The sequence below is a fragment of the Streptomyces sp. NPDC001678 genome, from assembly GCF_042892945.1.
Lineage (GTDB): Bacteria > Actinomycetota > Actinomycetes > Streptomycetales > Streptomycetaceae > Streptomyces.
Map to the genome: position 1 here is coordinate 85,610 of NZ_JBIAUP010000005.1, position 14,874 is coordinate 100,483.

Genomic DNA, 14,874 nt, shown 5'->3' on the forward strand with positions numbered 1-14,874 from the left:
CGTGCGGCTGCATCTCCTCGCGCTCAACCCGACCGACTCCGTCACCGAGGGCTATCTGCCCGCCGCCGCCCGCCTGGGCCTCGCGGTCACGCTCCTGACCGACGCGCCCGAGGCGCACCGCCGCGCCTACGCGCGTCACGTCGCCCGGGGCGGCGACCCCCTGCCCGAACTGGACGTCGTCGCCTGTGACGTACGCGACTTCCGCGAGGTCATAGGGCGCGTCTCCGAACTCGGCAGGCCCGACGCCCTCTTCACCAACAGCGACCACCTGCAGACCCAGGCCGCGCTCGCCGCCGACTACTTCGGCCTGCCCGGCAAGGACTGGAAGGCGGCCCTCAACGCCAAGAACAAGGCCCAGCTGCGCCGCGCCCTGGCCGGAGCCGGCCTGGACGCCGTGCGCTCCCTCGAACTCCGCCCGGACGCGGACCTCACCTCCCTCGCCACCTCCCTCACCGCCGGCGACTTCCCCTTCCCCTGTGTGGTCAAGCCCCGCGAGGGCGTGGCCAGCGAGGACGTCGTCCTGGTGAACGACGCGGGCGAACTCCTGGAGCGCTGCCGGGAGATCCGCGCCCGCCGCCCCGACGCCGCCCTCGTTGTCGAGGAGTACCTGGACGGGGAGCTGCACACCCTGGAGACGCTCGGCGACGGCGCCACCCTTCACACCTACGCCGCCTTCCGCACCGAGCTCTCCCCCCTGCCGTACTTCATCGAGGAACGCCTCCATCTGCTGCCGGAACCGCCACAACCGCACAGCGGCCAGATCCTCGCCCAGCTGAAGGCGCTCGGCATCGGCTTCGGCGTCTGCCACACCGAGTACGTCGTCCAGGGCGACCGCGCCCGACTCATCGAGGTCAACTACCGCTCCATCGGCGACCAGTGCGACCTCGTCCTCGCCGGACTGCTGGACATACCGCTCTTCGAGCACGTCCTGCGCACCCACCTCGGCGAGCCCCTGCCCGCCGCACTCGGTGGGCGCACGGACGGAAGGGTACGTATGGAGTACGTGTGCGCCGAGCGCGGCGGCACCCTCAAGACCGCGCCCGGGGCGAGCGACACCGAGCGCGACGGGGTCCGTCTGGTCTACCGGCCGCTGCGCGAGCTCGGCGAGGAGCACCCGCATTACCGCACGAACCGCGACTACCTGGGGGTGTTGCGGGCGACCGGTACCGACCAGGACCGGATCGACCGTGCCGTCGCGGAATTCCTGGCCGCCCAGCGATGGGAGATCGTCTCATGAGCCCGCTCATGGGCACGGCACCTACGGCCGCCGTGGCACCCGACGCCCTGGAGGACGAGCTCCTCGGCAGGGTCCTGAACACCCTGCTGCGCGAGGACGCCTACCGGCTGCGCACCAAGGCGGTCGCCGAACGGCACCCCGACGGCGACTGGCTCCGGCTCCCCGTCGAGGGGGAAACGTTGTTGCTGCCGGTCGGGCCCGAGGGCTTCCAGTGCGAGGTCCAGGCCCGCGAACCCGTCCTGCGCACCCCCGACGGCCCGGTACGCGGCCTGCGTCCCGCCCTGGCCAGGCTGCGGTCCGCCGCCGGGCCCGAGGACCGGGCCGGTTTCGACGCCTTCCTCGCCGAGTGCGACGAGGCGCTCGCCGCGATACGGCTGCACCACCGGGTCCGCGAGGACGTCGTCGCCCGGCTGGCCGGCACCTACGGCCGCTCCACCGCCAAGTGGACCGGGCTGCGCGGCTCCCTCGCCTTCGACACCCTGGCCGCCTACCGCGACCACCCCGTCTATCCCACCGGGCGGGCCCGCTCCGGCCTCACCGAGGACGAACTGCGCGCCTACGCCCCCGAGTTCCACCCCGGCTTCGCCCTGCGCTGGCTCGCCGTCCCGCAGGAGGCGGTCACCGGCGACCGGGCCGGGCTGCCGCACTGGTGGCCCACCCCCGGCGCCCTCGGACTGCCTCACCTGGACGGCACCCACCTGGCCTTCCCCGTCCACCCCCTGACCGCCCGCGGCCCGCTCGCCGGGGCGCTGCGCGCCACCGGCCTCGCCGGATCCGCCCACCTCGCCGAGAAGCCCCGGCTGGAGGTGATCCCCACGCTGTCGACCCGGACCGTCGCCGTCGCCGACGATCCCACCACCCACCTGAAGCTGCCGCTCGCCACCGCCACCCTGGGCCTGCGCAACCGGCGCACCATCAAGCCCGGCACCCTGCTGGACGGCGAGACCGGCCAGCGGCTCCTGGAGGAGATCATCGCCCGCGAGCCGCGCTTCGCCGGCAGCGTGCTCCTCGCCGACGAGCGCACCCACCTCGGTGCCGGCCACGAACTCCTGGCCGCCCTGGTCCGGCGCTACCCGGCGGGCCTGGGGAACGCCCATGTGGTCACCGTCGCCGGGCTGCTCGCCCGTACCCCCGACGGGCGGCTGGTCGCCGACGCCCTCGCCGAGCGCTACTACGGCGGTTCCCTCGTCGCCCTGGTCGACGCCTATCTGACCCTGCTCCTGGACTGGCACACCACCCTCTTCTCGTACGGCATAGCCCTGGAGTCCCACCAGCAGAACACCTCCGTCGTCCTCGACGAGACCGACGGACGGCCCCGGATGCGGCTGCTGCTGAAGGACAACGACGGGCCGCGCGTGCACTCCGTCCGGCTGGCCGCCCGGCTCGGCGGCGAGGCCGCCGACCTCCTCGGCTTCGACGACCGGCGCATCCTCGTGGCCGGCGACGGCCCGGTCGCCGACGTCTTCGCCACCATCACCGTCCATCTGTGCGCGGGCGCCCTGGCCTTCGAGCTGGCCCACCTGGGCCGGGGAAGCCTGGAGCGCTGGCTGCGGCAGCTGCGCGAGCGACTCGCCGAGGCCCTCGGCAGGATCGCGCCCGGCTCCGCCGCCGTGCTGAGATCGAGGGTCCTGGACGCCGACCGGCTGCCGGTCAAGGCCATGATCACCGCGGGCACCCTGCTGACCAAGGAGCGCTCGGGCGCCGCCGACATCAACAAGCACTACGTCGACGGGCCCAACTACCTGCGGGGGGCGGCCCGGTGAGCACCGTCCTCGCGCCCGCGCGGCGGCAGGAGACCGCCGCCCTGCGCACCCGGCAGATCCACGCCGTGGCCGCCTGCTACTTCGTCGCCTCCTTCGCGGCCCTCGGCCTGCCGCCCTACCTCACCGAGATCCTGCCCTCCCTCGGCGACCGCGAGGCCCGCTGGGCCGGGCTGCTGTACGTCGTGCCCACCGTCTTCGGCGCGCTGTGCGCCCCCGTGTGGGGCCGGCTGGCCGACCGCTACGGCCGCAAGCGGCTGCTGCTGCGGGCCCAGCTGGGCCTCGCCGTCTCCTTCGTCCTCGCCGGCTGGGCGGACAGCCTGCCCGCCTTCGCCGCCGCCCTCGTGCTCCAGGGCGTGCTCGGCGGCACCTTCGCCGCCTCCAACGGCTACCTCGCCGCCGCCATCGACGGCCACCGGCTGTCCTGGGCGCTCACCCTGATGCAGGGCGCCGCCCGGCTCGCCCTCGTGGCCGCGCCCATCGTGGTGGGCTCCCTGTCGCCCTGGATCACCCCGCACCGGCAGTACGCCGTGCTCGCCGCGCTGCCGCTGGCCGCCGCCCTGATGCTGGCCGCGCTCCCCGAACCGCCGCGCACCGGACAGGACGGACCCCCGGCGCCGGACACCGGGGACACGGCGGAGGACACGACGGCCACGGGCCCGGCCACGGGGGCGCTGCGCACCCTCTACGCCCTCGAGTTCGCCTTCGTCCTCGCCACCGTCATCTCCTACCCCTACCTGATCACCCTGATCGGGCAGCGGCTGCCCGGCCTCGGCCCCGTCGTCGGCGGAGTGCTCTTCGCCCTCCCGCACATGTGCTACCCGCTGCTCGCCAGGCCCGTGCACACCGCCGTGGCCGGCCGGCCACTGCTGGGCGCGGTCACCGGACTCGGGCTGGTCGCCGTGGCCCTCGCCGGGCACTGGGGTGCCGCGACCATGGCCTCGTTCATCGCCCTGCGACTGCTGCTGGGCGCCGGGATGACCCTGGGGCTGGTGAGCCTGTCCGCGCTCGCCGCCGACGCCAGCCGGGGGCGCCGGCCCGGCCGGATGTTCGGAACCCTGGAGTTCATATCCAAGGCCGGGGCCGTCGTCGCCGGAGCGGTCGCCGCCGTCTCCAACGACGTCTGGGGCCCGGCCGCCCCCGTCGTCGCAGGATCCGCCGTCGCAGCCCTGACGGCGGTCGTCAGCACGCCCGTCCTCCTCCGCTGGAGTCGCTGAAATGTCCTCAGCCCCCTCTGCCGCCTCGCTCGCCGCCTCCTCGCGCACCCGTCCCCTGGCACCCGCGGGCGTGCCCGCCGCCGACCACGTGGTCGCCCACACGCTGCTGAACTGCCTGCTGCGCGAGGTCTCGGGCCCCGAGCACCAGACCGCCGTCACGGACGGGCACCTGCTGCTGCGGCTGCCCCGCAACGGCGCCCTGCTGCGCGTCAGGCTCCGCCGCGCCTCCCTCGTCGGCGCCCACCGTTTCACCGGGCCCGTCACCGAACAGCGCGACGGGACCTGGGCCGAGCTGCCCTGGCAGGACCTGGCCGGCTACATCCACCGCGAGCTGGAACTGCGCACCGGCGTCCGCAACGACGAATTCCTCGGCCAGGTGGCCTCCAGCCACGCCGGAGTCAGCGCCGCCCTCGCGGCCCGGCGGCCCGGCGCGGACACCGTCACCCCCGCCGGCCGCTACCTGGACTCCGAGCAGTCCCTGCTCTTCGGCCACCGCTTCCACCCCACCCCCAAGGCCCGTACCGGCGCCGCCGAGGACTGGGCCCGCTACGCCCCCGAGGCCCGCGCCCGCTTCGCCCTGCGCCACCTCGCGGTGCGCCGCGAGTTCGTCCGCGAGGAGGCCGCCGTCCCCCGGGCGCTCGACGCGTTCGACCGGCAGGGGAGCGTGCCGGAGGGGTACGTCCTGCTGCCCGCGCACCCCTGGCAGTACGGGATGCTCGCCGGGCATCCCGTACTGCGTGCCGCCCTCGGCCGGGGCGACGTCCTCGACCTCGGGCCGCGCGGAGCGGACTTCGCGCCCACGGCCTCGGTGCGCACCCTCTACGACGGCCGGGACTTCCTGAAGTTCAGCCTGAACATCCGCATCACCAACTGCCTGCGCAAGAACGCCGAGTACGAGCTGACGGGCGCCGTCGCCCTGACCCGGCTGCTGGAGCCGGTCGCCGCCGGCCTGGCCGCCCGCTTCCCCGGCGCCGAGCTGCTGCGCGAGCCCGGCTACCGCACCCTGGACCTGGGCAGCCGCGAGCTCGCCGAGGGCTTCGGCGTCATCGTCCGCGAGGGCCTCGGCGCGCGGCTGGCCCCCGGCCTGACCGCGCTGCTGGCCGCCGCCGTCGCCGACGAGTACCCCACCGGCGCGGCCCAGGTCTCCACCCTGCTGGCGGGCACGGGCCCCGAGGCCGCCCTGCAGTGGTGGGACGCCTATCTGGACCTGCTCGTGCCCCCGGTGCTGGCCGCCTACTTCGACCACGGCGTCGTCCTGGAACCGCACCTGCAGAACGTCGTCGTCGGCGTCGACGACACGGGCATGCCCCGCCAGGTCCTGCTGCGCGACCTGGAGGGCACCAAGCTGCTCCCCGAGCACCACGCGGCGGCCCTCGCCGCGCTCGGCGACGAGGTGGCCGGGCCCATGACGTACGACCGCGAGCGCGGCTGGGACCGCGTCGTGTACTGCCTGCTCGTCAACCACCTCGCCGAGATGCTCGCCGCCCTCGCCGACCGCCACCCCCACCTGGAGCCCGCCCTGTGGTCCGCCGTGCGCCGGGTCCTGGCCGGCCGGGCGGCGGCCCACGGCAATCCGCCGCTGCTGCGGGCCCTGATCGCCGGGGTGCCGCTGCCGGCCAAGGCCAATCTGCTGACGCGCTGGGAGCGCAAGGCCGACCGGTTCGCCGGTTACGTCCGCATCGGCTCGCCCCTCGTGTCGGACGTCCTCGCCGCCGTCTCCTCGGCCGCCCCCACCGGATCCTGGAGCGCCGCGCTGTGATCACCCCCCGTGCCGCCGCCCACGCCGAACGCCTGCCGGTCGGCGAGCTGCCCGCCTACGTCCACGACCTGACCGCCCTCGACGAGCACGCCCGGGCGGTACGGGCCGCCCTGCCGCCGCAGACCGAGCTGTACTACGCGGCCAAGGCCAACCCGGCCCCCGGCATCCTCAAGACCCTCGCCCCCCACGTCAGCGGGTTCGAGGTGTCCTCGGGCGGCGAACTGGCCCACGTCCGCGAGGCCGTTCCGGGCCTGCCGCTCGCCTTCGGCGGCCCCGGCAAGACCGAGGCCGAGCTGCGGCTCGCCCTCGACCTGGGAGTGGAGCGCTTCCACGCGGAGAGCGAGCGGGACCTGCGGCTGCTCGCCGCCCTCGCCGGGGAACGGCCCGACGGGCCGCCCGTGGACGTGCTGCTGCGCGTCAACCTGCCCGTCGGCGAGGGCGACCTGGGCGGCGCGGCCCTGGCCATGGGCGGCCGGCCCAGCCCGTTCGGCCTCGACCCCCACCGCGCCGGGGACTGCGTGCCCCTGATCGAGGGGCGGCTGCGCCTGCGCGGCGTCCACGCCCACCTGGCCAGCGGCCTGGACGCGACCGCCCAGCTGGCCGTCGCGGAGCGGATCACCTCCTGGGCGCGGGAGTTCGGCGACCGGCACGGCCTCGGCCCGATGGAGGTCGACGTCGGCGGCGGCATGGCCGTCGACTACGCCCGGCCGCGCACCCGCTTCGACTGGGCCGCCTACGGACAGGGACTGGCCGAACTGGCCGCGCGCCACCCCGGCGTGACGCTGCGCGTCGAGCCGGGCCGGTCGATGACGGTGTACTCGGGCTGGTACGTCACCGACGTCCTGGACGTCAAGCACAGCCACGGCGAGGCCTTCGCGGTGCTGCGCGGGGGCACCCACCACATGCGCACCCCCGCCACCAAGGGCCACGACCACCCCTTCACCGTCCTGCCCGTCGAGGAGTGGCCCCACCCCTGGCCCCGCCCGGCCGCCGTGGCCGAACCGGTGACCCTCACCGGCCAGCTCTGCACCCCCAAGGACACCCTGGCGGCCGGGATCCCGGTGGCGGAGCTGAGGGCGGGCGACCGCGTCGCCTTCGCCATGGCGGGCGCGTACGCGTGGAACATCTCGCACCACGACTTCCTGATGCACCCGAAGCCGACGTTCCACATGCTGGGTGGATCCAACGTTTGGACGTCATAGTTGGTGGATACAACTACCCTCGGTATTCATGCGAAGGGAGCCCCGTAAACCATGTGCGGCATCACCGGATGGATCTCCTACGACAACGACCTCACCACCCCCCACGCCTCCGCCACCCTCGACGCCATGACCCGGACCATGGCCTGCCGTGGCCCCGACGCCGGCGGCGTCTGGCTGGACACCCACGCCGCCCTGGGTCACCGCCGCCTCGCCGTCATCGACATCGAGGGCGGCAAGCAGCCCATGCTCGTCGCACACGACGGCCGTACGCGGCTCGCCCTCACCTACAGCGGCGAGGTCTACAACTACCGTGAATTACGCGCCCAGTTGGAGAGTCACGGCCACACCTTCCGCACCAGCAGCGACACCGAGGTCGTGCTCCACGCCTACCTCGAATGGGGCGAGGCCTTCACCGAACGCCTCAACGGCATGTACGCCTTCGCCCTGTGGGACCCGCGCACCGAGGAACTCCTCCTGGTCCGCGACCGCATGGGCATCAAACCGCTCTACTACCACCCCACCCCCGACGGGGTGCTCTTCGGCTCCGAGCCCAAGGCCATCCTCGCCCACCCCGCCGTCCGGCCCGTCGTCGACGCCGAGGGCCTCGCCGAGATGCTGGCCTTCACCAAGACCCCCGGCCACGCCGGCTACCACGGCATGTACGAACTGCGCCCCGGCCACACCGCGCGCGTCCGCCGCGGGGGCCTGACCGTCCGCCGCTACTGGGGCCTCGAGGCCCGGGAGCACACCGACGACACCACCACCACGGTCCGCCGCGTCCGCGAACTCCTCGACGACATCGTCACCCGCCAGCTCATCGCCGACGTGCCGCTGTGCACCCTGCTCTCCGGCGGACTCGACTCCTCCGCCATCACCGCCCTCGCCGCCAAGGGTCTGGCGGAGGCCGGGCACGGTCCGGTGCGCTCCTTCTCCGTGGACTTCGCCGGCCAGACCGAGAACTTCAAGGCCGACCTGCTGCGCCCCACCCCCGACGGCCCCTACGCCCACGCCCTCGCCGAGCACGTCCGCTCCGACCACAGCGACATCGTCCTCGACACGGCCGCCCTGATGAACCGCGCCAACCGCGACGCCATACTCAGAGCCCGCGACCTGCCCACCGCCGGCTTCGGCGACGGCGACGTCTCGCTCTACCTCCTCTTCAAGGCCATCCGCGAACAGTCCACGGTCGCGCTGTCCGGGGAGTCCGCGGACGAGGTCTTCGGCGGCTACCGCTGGTTCCACGACCCCGAGTGCGTCCAGGCCGACACCTTCCCCTGGCTCGCCGCGGGCGTCGCCGACACCTTCTCCGGGCCCGCCAGCGGCGGGCGGACCGCGCTCCTCGACAAGGGCCTCCTCGCCAAGGTCGACATGCCCGGCCACGAACGGCAGCGCTACCACGAGGCCCTCACCGAAGTGCCCCGGCTGGCCGGCGAGAGCGGACTGCAGGCCCGGATGCGCGAGATCAGCTACCTCCACCTCACCCGCTTCGTCCAGCTCCTGCTCGACCGCAAGGACCGGGCCAGCATGGCCGTCGGCCTGGAGGTGCGCGTCCCCTTCTGCGACCACCGGCTCGTCGAATACGTCTTCAACACCCCCTGGGCCATGAAGACCTTCGACGGCCGCGAGAAGTCCCTGCTGCGCGCCGCCACCCGCGACCTGCTGCCGGACGCCGTCGCCGACCGCGTCAAGAGCCCCTACCCCAGCACCCAGGACCCCCGCTACGCCGACGCCCTGCGCGCCGCGCTCGGCGAACTCCTGGCCGACAAGGAAGCGCCCGTACGCCCGCTGCTCGACGCCCCCACCGTCGCCGAGGCCCTGGATGAGCGTGCGGGGGAATCGTTCCGGACCGCCACCGAGGTGGTCCTCAACCTCAACACCTGGCTCACCGAGTACGGCACCGAGCTGCGCCTCTAGCGGGCCTGCGGCCACGGCGGGCCCGCCTGACGCACAATGGACCCACCGTAGTTCTCACCAGGAGTCCCACCGTGGCCTTGCAGCTGACCGTCGACCAGGACGCCGCCGAACCCCCGTACGAGCAGATCCGGGCCGGCATCGCCGAGCGCGCCCGCGCGGGGGAGCTCCCGGTCGGCTACAAGCTGCCGACCGTCCGCGGCTTCGCCGAGGAGCTGGGCCTGGCCGCGAACACGGTCGCCAAGGCGTACCGCGCGCTGGAGGCGGACGGGGTCATCGAGACCCGGGGGCGGAACGGCACGTTCATCGCCGCCCCCGGGGACACCGCCGCCCGCGAGGCGGCCGCGGCGGCGGTCGCCTTCGCCCAGCGGGCCCACCGGCTGGGGCTGGACCACGACGCGGCGCTGGCGGCGGCGGGCGAAGCGCTCCGGGCGGTGTACGGCGACTGACGGGGCCGCGCCCCGGGACTGTGGGCCATCCGGCTGAATATGGCCCGCGAGCCCCCGGCCTTCTGTGGTTCGCCGGGACCATGAGGGACAACCGCAGCACGATACGTCCGGGAACAACGGACGGACCAGGCAAGGAGCGTCGTGAGAAGACTCGTGCGGGTGGTGACCCTCGCCGGGACCTGCGGTCTGGTGCTGTCCGGCACCGGGGCCGGCAGCGCGGAGGCGCAGACGCAGACCAATCCGGGCTCCCTGCTGGCCGCGGTGGCGGGCGCCGACGTCGGCACCCTCGCCGAGACGGTGTCCGGTGTGGTCTGCAACAACCGGCTGGCCGACTTCCACTACAAGTCGCCGGTGTCCCGCTCGCCGCACCCTTGCGTCAACGGTCCGGTCCAGAGCGGGAACAGCGAGAACAGCAACAACTTCATCAACCACGGGAACCCCGTGGACAGCGGGAACATCGAGACCGCCGCCGGCTCCACCAACAGCCTCAACGACGTCAAGGGGGCGCAGCAGAACAGCCCGCACGACATCTCCACGACCCACCCGGTCATCTTCCCCTAGGCGGATCCGGTCCGGACCCCGCCGTCCGGCCCGCCCCGGAAATCGCCTCAGGCCCCGGTCTCCCGGGGCCTGAGGCGTTTCGCGGGCGCTGCCGCCGCCGGCTCAGAGGTGGAGCTCACCGCCCTTGCCGAGCTGCCTCTGGTGGTTGGAGCTGCCCGCCGCGGCACCCGTACCGGAGGAGCCGGAGTTCGTGGAACCGCTGTTGTCCACGGGGCTGCCGCTGTCGCTGGGGTTCCCGTTGATCCGGACGTTCTGCGAGTTGCTGCTGTTGCCGCTGTTGACGGGGCCGTTGACACAGGCCCGGGCGCGGCCCTCGCAGGAGAATCCGGCGTGGAAGCGGACGAACGTGTCGCCGCCGGCGCTGAACGGTCCGTCGCCGCCCCAGGCCATGGCGGGCGATGCCCCGCCCCCGACCAGAAGCAGGCCGCACAGGCCCGCGGTCGCCGTCCTGATGGGACTGATGCTCTTCACTGTGTGGTCCTGACCCTCGGAGGTTGGTCAATCCCCCTTGCTACCGGGAGCGCCGGTGCGGGCCAAGCCTGAGGGGCACGCGGTCACCCTCTCCGACCACCGTATTCACCGTGACTGCCTAGTCCGTCATCGAGCTAGTCCACCATCGAGAGCCAGGAGCCGATCAGGGCCACCACGATGATCACGGTGACGGCCTGGAGCTGGGCGCCCTTGGACAGGGCGTTGTCCGGGCTGCTGCCGTGCTCCGCCGCGTACCGGGCCTTCTCCCTCAGCTCCGCGCGGCGTCCCAGGAAGCCGAGCGGAAAGCCGACGAGGGCCGCGGTGTAAAGCGGCAGGGAGACCTCGGCGCCGTGGTGCTTCACCAGAGCGCTCACCGCCACGAGCAGGACCGCCGCGAACGGGGCGAGGGAGATCCGGATCCGGTACCGCCGGTTCGGCATGAGCGGGACGAAGAAGGCCAGGAACGCGAACGTCGCCGCGACGGCGACGGCCCACCAGGCGGTCAGGGGTATGACGGGAGGCTGGGGCATGACTCTTCCTTGACTCTGTGGGGCCCGGCGAGCCGGGCCCCACAGTCGTTCTCTTCGGTCGGATCGTTCCGCCGGAGGCCGGTCAGGCTACCAAGTGAACCAGCCGACGACCGGGGAGATCGCCTGCTGTACGGCGTGCACTCCGCGCTCCACCTTCGAGAGCTGGGTGATGCCCTTGATGACCGGGACGCCGAACTTGATGGCATTGCTGGCGAGGTTGCCGACGCCGCCCAGTGCCATACCGGTGACGGCGCTGATCATGTTCGAGTTGCCGAAGCCGTCCGCGTACCAGGACAGCCCGGCGCTGATGCCACCGGCGATCATCGACGCCGCGCCGAGCACGGGGGTGACGACGACGTCGGCACCCGGGATGAAGGCCGAGATCGCGGCCGCCGTCCCGATGACCGTGCTCGCGCGGTTCAGCCACTTCGCCCCGCTGCGCGCCCAGCCCTTGCCGTCGTCGCCCTTGTCGCCGGCGTTCTTGCCGTCGCTGGTCGGCGCGGTGGACGAGCCGTGCTGGTCGTACTTGGGGTCGTTGGACGGGTCGACGTTCTTCTTCGCGTTCTCCCGGGCCTGCTCCGCCGCACGGGCGGCCTCGGCGGCCGCCTCCTGCCGGCGCTTCTCGATGACGACGCTCTGCGCCTCGGACGACGCCTTGGCGGCGGCGTCGCGGTCGCGGCCGGCCTGGGTGGCCGACGCGGCGGCACTGGCCGCCGAAGCCTTGGCGCTGTCGGCCGAGTCCACGGCCGCGGCGGCGGAGTTCTCCGCCTGGCTGGCCGAGTAGTTGGCCTGGCGGCTGGCCTGGCGGGCCGTCGCGGCGGCGTTCTTGGCCTTCTCCGCCGACGCGGCAGCGGCGGCGGCCGAGTTGTCGGCCTCCTTGGCCTTGTCGCGGGCCTTGTCGGCGTAGTCGTTGGCCTCGGTGGCCGACTTCTTCGCCTTCTCGGCCCAGTCGGCGGCCTCATTGGCCTTGTTCCGGGCGTTGGCGGCCACCTTGGACGCCGTGTAGGCGTTCTCGTTGGCGTCGGCGGCGGCGCTCGCGGCCTTGGCGATCAGGGCCTGGACGGACGCGACGTGCGTGGCGGTGTCCTGGTCCTTCTGGGCGGCCCGGTACTGGACGCGCGTGACGAAGTCGTGCTGCATCCAGGCGGAACCGGCCATCGCGACCTGCGCGGCGGCCTGCACGTTGGCGGCGCCGGTGTTCATGACGCGGAGCGTCTCGACCCGGTCGTCCTCCATCTGGGCCTGACGGTAGCCGCTGCTCAGGAAGGCGTACAGGGCCTTGACGCCGCCGTCGCTCAGAGCGGCGTTGCCGGCGTCCTTGACGGCCTTGCCGGCGCCGTTCATGAGCTTGAGGGTCTGGACGCGGTAGTCCTCGACCTGGACGTCGTAGGCACCCTTGGTGAGGAACTTCTCCGCCGCGTCCGGGTCGTCGCTCTGGAGCGACTTGGCGGCCGCGTCGGCGAGAGCCGGGCCGCCGACCTTGGCGAGGGCGAACACCTTCTCCCGGTCGTCCTGGCGCTGGGCCTGCTTGAAGTCCGTCTTCGCCCAGGCGACGACGGCCTCGTCGGTGCCGGACAGCGCGGTCTCGGCCGCGGAGCGCGTCCAGGCCCCGGTGTTGTCCAGCAGGTTGACGGCGGCCTTGCGGCCGAGGTCGGCCGCGGACTTGGTGTCGATGCCGGAGGCGGCGGCCTTCGTCACGAGCTGCTTGGTGTCGTCGTCCATCTGGGCCGACTGGTTCTGCAGCTGCTTGATGAAGTCCGTGCCGTCCTGGTCGGCCTTCGCGGCCGTCTTGGCCTCTTCGATGCCGAGCTGGGTGTTGGCGTCGAGCTCCGCCTTCTCGCTGTCGCGGGCGAGCTTCTCGGTCTTCTGCGCCTGCTCGACCGCGTTGGACGCCACCTTGGCGGCATCGATGGCGTTGTTGGCGTGCTCGGTCGCCTTGTTGGCCCAGTCCTGCGCCTGGCCGGCTTCGTCGGCCGCCTTGTCGGCAGCGGCGGCGGCCTTCTCCGCGTGGTCGGCGGCGTCATTGGCGGCCTGGTGCGCCTCGCGCGCGGCGGAGGCGGCCTGCGAGGCGAGCGACTGGGCGCGACCGGCGGCCGCGGTGGCCGTGTCGGCCGCGCCCTGGGCGACGTTGGCGGCCTCGCGCGCCCGGCGGGCCTGCGCCTGCGCCACACCGGCGGAGGCGGCGGCGTCCGCGGAGGCGGCGGCAGCGGCGGCGGAGTTCTGCGCGGCACGCGCGGCGGCGGCACCGGCGCTGCCGGCGGCGGCGCTGGCGTCGGCCGCGTGGACGGCGGCCTCGGCGGCGGTACGCGCCCCCTTCGCCGCGTCACGGGCGGCCTCGGCGGCCCGGCGGGCGTTCCCGGCCTCGGAGGCGTTCCCGGCGGCAGCGGCGGCGGCGTTGTAGGCGCGCGAGGCGGCCTGGCCGGCGGCAGCGGCGGCGGAGGCGGCGGCCTGGGCGGCGCTCGCGGCCGTACGGGCGGCGGAGACGGCGGTGTTGGACGCCTGGATGGCGGTCCGTGCCGCGGCGGCGGCGCCCTCGGCGGCCTGGGCGGCGCGGTTGGCGGCGTTCCCGGCGTCCTCGAGGCTGTCCTTGGCGGCGGCTGCCTCCTTGGCGGCCTTGAGCGCGGCCTCCTTGGCCTTCGCCGCGGCCTCCTCGGCCCGTGCGCCGGCCTCCTTGGCCGCGTCGGTCTCGGCCTTGGCCCGCTTGCCGGCCTGCTCGGCGACCTGCGCCAGCGCGCCGACCGTCGCGCTCTCCTGGTCCCGGCTGCGGGCCAGGTACTGCCCGCGCTCCAGGAACTCCCGGCGGTCGTCGGCCGTGCCCTGCATGGCCCGGTCGCCGAGCTTCTTCACCTCGGGGCCGCCGGCCTGCATGATCTTCAGGACCTGGACCCGGTCGTCCTCCTCCTGGGCCGTGAAGCGACCCTTGCTGAGGAAGGCGTCCAGCGCGTCGGCGGAACCGCTGTCGAGGGCCTTCTGGCCCGCGTCGCGGACGGCCTTCTCGCCGTTGTTCATCGCCGTCAGCACGGCGACGCGGCGGTCGTCGTCCAGCGGGTTCTTGTAGCCGTTCTTGACGAACTCGTGGATGTCCGCGTCACTGCCGCTCAGCGCCTTGGACGCGGCGTCGCGCACGCCCTTGCCGGAGGAGCTGAGCATCTTCAGGACGGCGAACCGCTCGTCCTCGGCCGTCGCCCGGTCGAGCCCCTTCTGGAGAAAGGAGCGAAGGTCCGTCTCCGAACCGAGCAGGGCCTTCGTCGCGGCGTCCTTGGTCGCGATGCCCCCCAGGCGATACGCGTCGACCACCTGCGCCCGCGCGTCCGCCGGCAGCGCGGGGCCGTCCGCGTCGGCCGGAACGGCCTGGGCCACGGTGGTGCCGAACACCGTCGCGGCCAGCGTCAGGGAGGTGAGGGCGAGAAGTCTTGTACGCCCCTGCCGCGTGAGCGGCTGACGTGCTATCGGTCTCTTGCTGGTCATATCCCCTCAAAATTCCGCCGGGTTTAGTCAACAACCCGTCATGAAGCAGCAGATGCCGCCACATCGGCGTGATCGTATGGGCGGAATCTTGATTCCGGATCTTGCGGGGCGGGGCCTTCGGTGCTCGTGCGAGAAGGCCCCGAGCGCCGTCGGGCCAGTCGTGGAGCCGCGGCGAGCCGGGTGCGCGGTCCGGGGTTCCCGGCCGGGCGCCCGGCTCGCGTGTGCGATCTTTTATGGTTTATTTACGGGAGTTCGGTGATTGCATTGGGCAGTACCGGAATCGGAGGATCCAATTCCGGAATAAGCCGC

General features: G+C 73.5%; 11 protein-coding genes. 8 read left to right on the forward strand and 3 right to left on the reverse strand.

From position 1 onward, the window contains the following. The first annotated feature begins 1 nt into the window (after position 1). The 8 genes from ACFYZR_RS12200 to ACFYZR_RS12235 all read left to right on the forward strand — a co-directional run bounded on the left by ACFYZR_RS12200 (position 2) and on the right by ACFYZR_RS12235 (position 10,096). A complete protein-coding gene (locus tag ACFYZR_RS12200; RefSeq protein ID WP_391908782.1) occupies positions 2-1,237 on the forward strand; it encodes an acetyl-CoA carboxylase biotin carboxylase subunit family protein in 1,236 nt (411 codons plus the stop codon). Then, positions 1,234-3,000, forward strand: coding sequence for an IucA/IucC family protein (locus tag ACFYZR_RS12205; protein WP_391908785.1), 1,767 nt, complete (start codon positions 1,234-1,236; stop codon positions 2,998-3,000). The genes ACFYZR_RS12200 and ACFYZR_RS12205 overlap by 4 nt, the downstream gene beginning before the upstream one ends. Further along, a complete protein-coding gene (locus ACFYZR_RS12210; protein WP_391908788.1) occupies positions 2,997-4,214 on the forward strand; it encodes an MFS transporter in 1,218 nt (405 codons plus the stop codon). Before ACFYZR_RS12205 ends, ACFYZR_RS12210 begins: the two co-directional genes overlap by 4 nt. A 1-nt stretch (position 4,215) precedes the next feature. Further along, complete coding sequence (locus ACFYZR_RS12215; protein WP_391908790.1) at positions 4,216-5,973, forward strand: IucA/IucC family protein; 1,758 nt, start codon at positions 4,216-4,218, stop codon at positions 5,971-5,973. Next, a complete protein-coding gene (locus ACFYZR_RS12220) occupies positions 5,970-7,175 on the forward strand; it encodes a type III PLP-dependent enzyme (protein WP_391908793.1) in 1,206 nt (401 codons plus the stop codon). The genes ACFYZR_RS12215 and ACFYZR_RS12220 overlap by 4 nt, the downstream gene beginning before the upstream one ends. Positions 7,176-7,226: 51 nt before the next feature. Next, a complete protein-coding gene (gene asnB, locus ACFYZR_RS12225; RefSeq protein ID WP_391908796.1) occupies positions 7,227-9,089 on the forward strand; it encodes an asparagine synthase (glutamine-hydrolyzing) in 1,863 nt (620 codons plus the stop codon). A gap of 71 nt (positions 9,090-9,160) precedes the next feature. After that, complete coding sequence (locus ACFYZR_RS12230) at positions 9,161-9,535, forward strand: GntR family transcriptional regulator (protein ID WP_391908799.1); 375 nt, start codon at positions 9,161-9,163, stop codon at positions 9,533-9,535. 141 nt (positions 9,536-9,676) lie between these two features. After that, the gene (locus ACFYZR_RS12235) at positions 9,677-10,096 is read left to right on the forward strand and encodes a hypothetical protein (RefSeq protein ID WP_391908802.1); all 420 of its coding nucleotides are present in this window, start codon (positions 9,677-9,679) and stop codon (positions 10,094-10,096) included. A 102-nt stretch (positions 10,097-10,198) separates the two neighbouring features. Here the strand turns inward: ACFYZR_RS12235 and ACFYZR_RS12240 are convergent, their stop codons facing one another. The 3 genes from ACFYZR_RS12240 to ACFYZR_RS12250 all read right to left on the reverse strand — a co-directional run bounded on the left by ACFYZR_RS12240 (position 10,199) and on the right by ACFYZR_RS12250 (position 14,565). Further along, positions 10,199-10,567 carry a hypothetical protein gene (locus ACFYZR_RS12240; RefSeq protein ID WP_391908805.1) on the reverse strand — a complete coding sequence of 123 codons (369 nt, stop codon included), beginning with the start codon at positions 10,565-10,567 and terminating at the stop codon, positions 10,199-10,201. Between the two features lie 134 nt (positions 10,568-10,701). Beyond that, positions 10,702-11,097 carry a hypothetical protein gene (locus ACFYZR_RS12245; RefSeq protein ID WP_391908808.1) on the reverse strand — a complete coding sequence of 132 codons (396 nt, stop codon included), beginning with the start codon at positions 11,095-11,097 and terminating at the stop codon, positions 10,702-10,704. 87 nt (positions 11,098-11,184) lie between these two features. Continuing rightward, on the reverse strand, positions 11,185-14,565 hold the full coding sequence (locus tag ACFYZR_RS12250) for an ALF repeat-containing protein (RefSeq protein WP_391908811.1): 3,381 nt from the start codon (positions 14,563-14,565) through the stop codon (positions 11,185-11,187). Positions 14,566-14,874 lie beyond the last annotated feature (309 nt).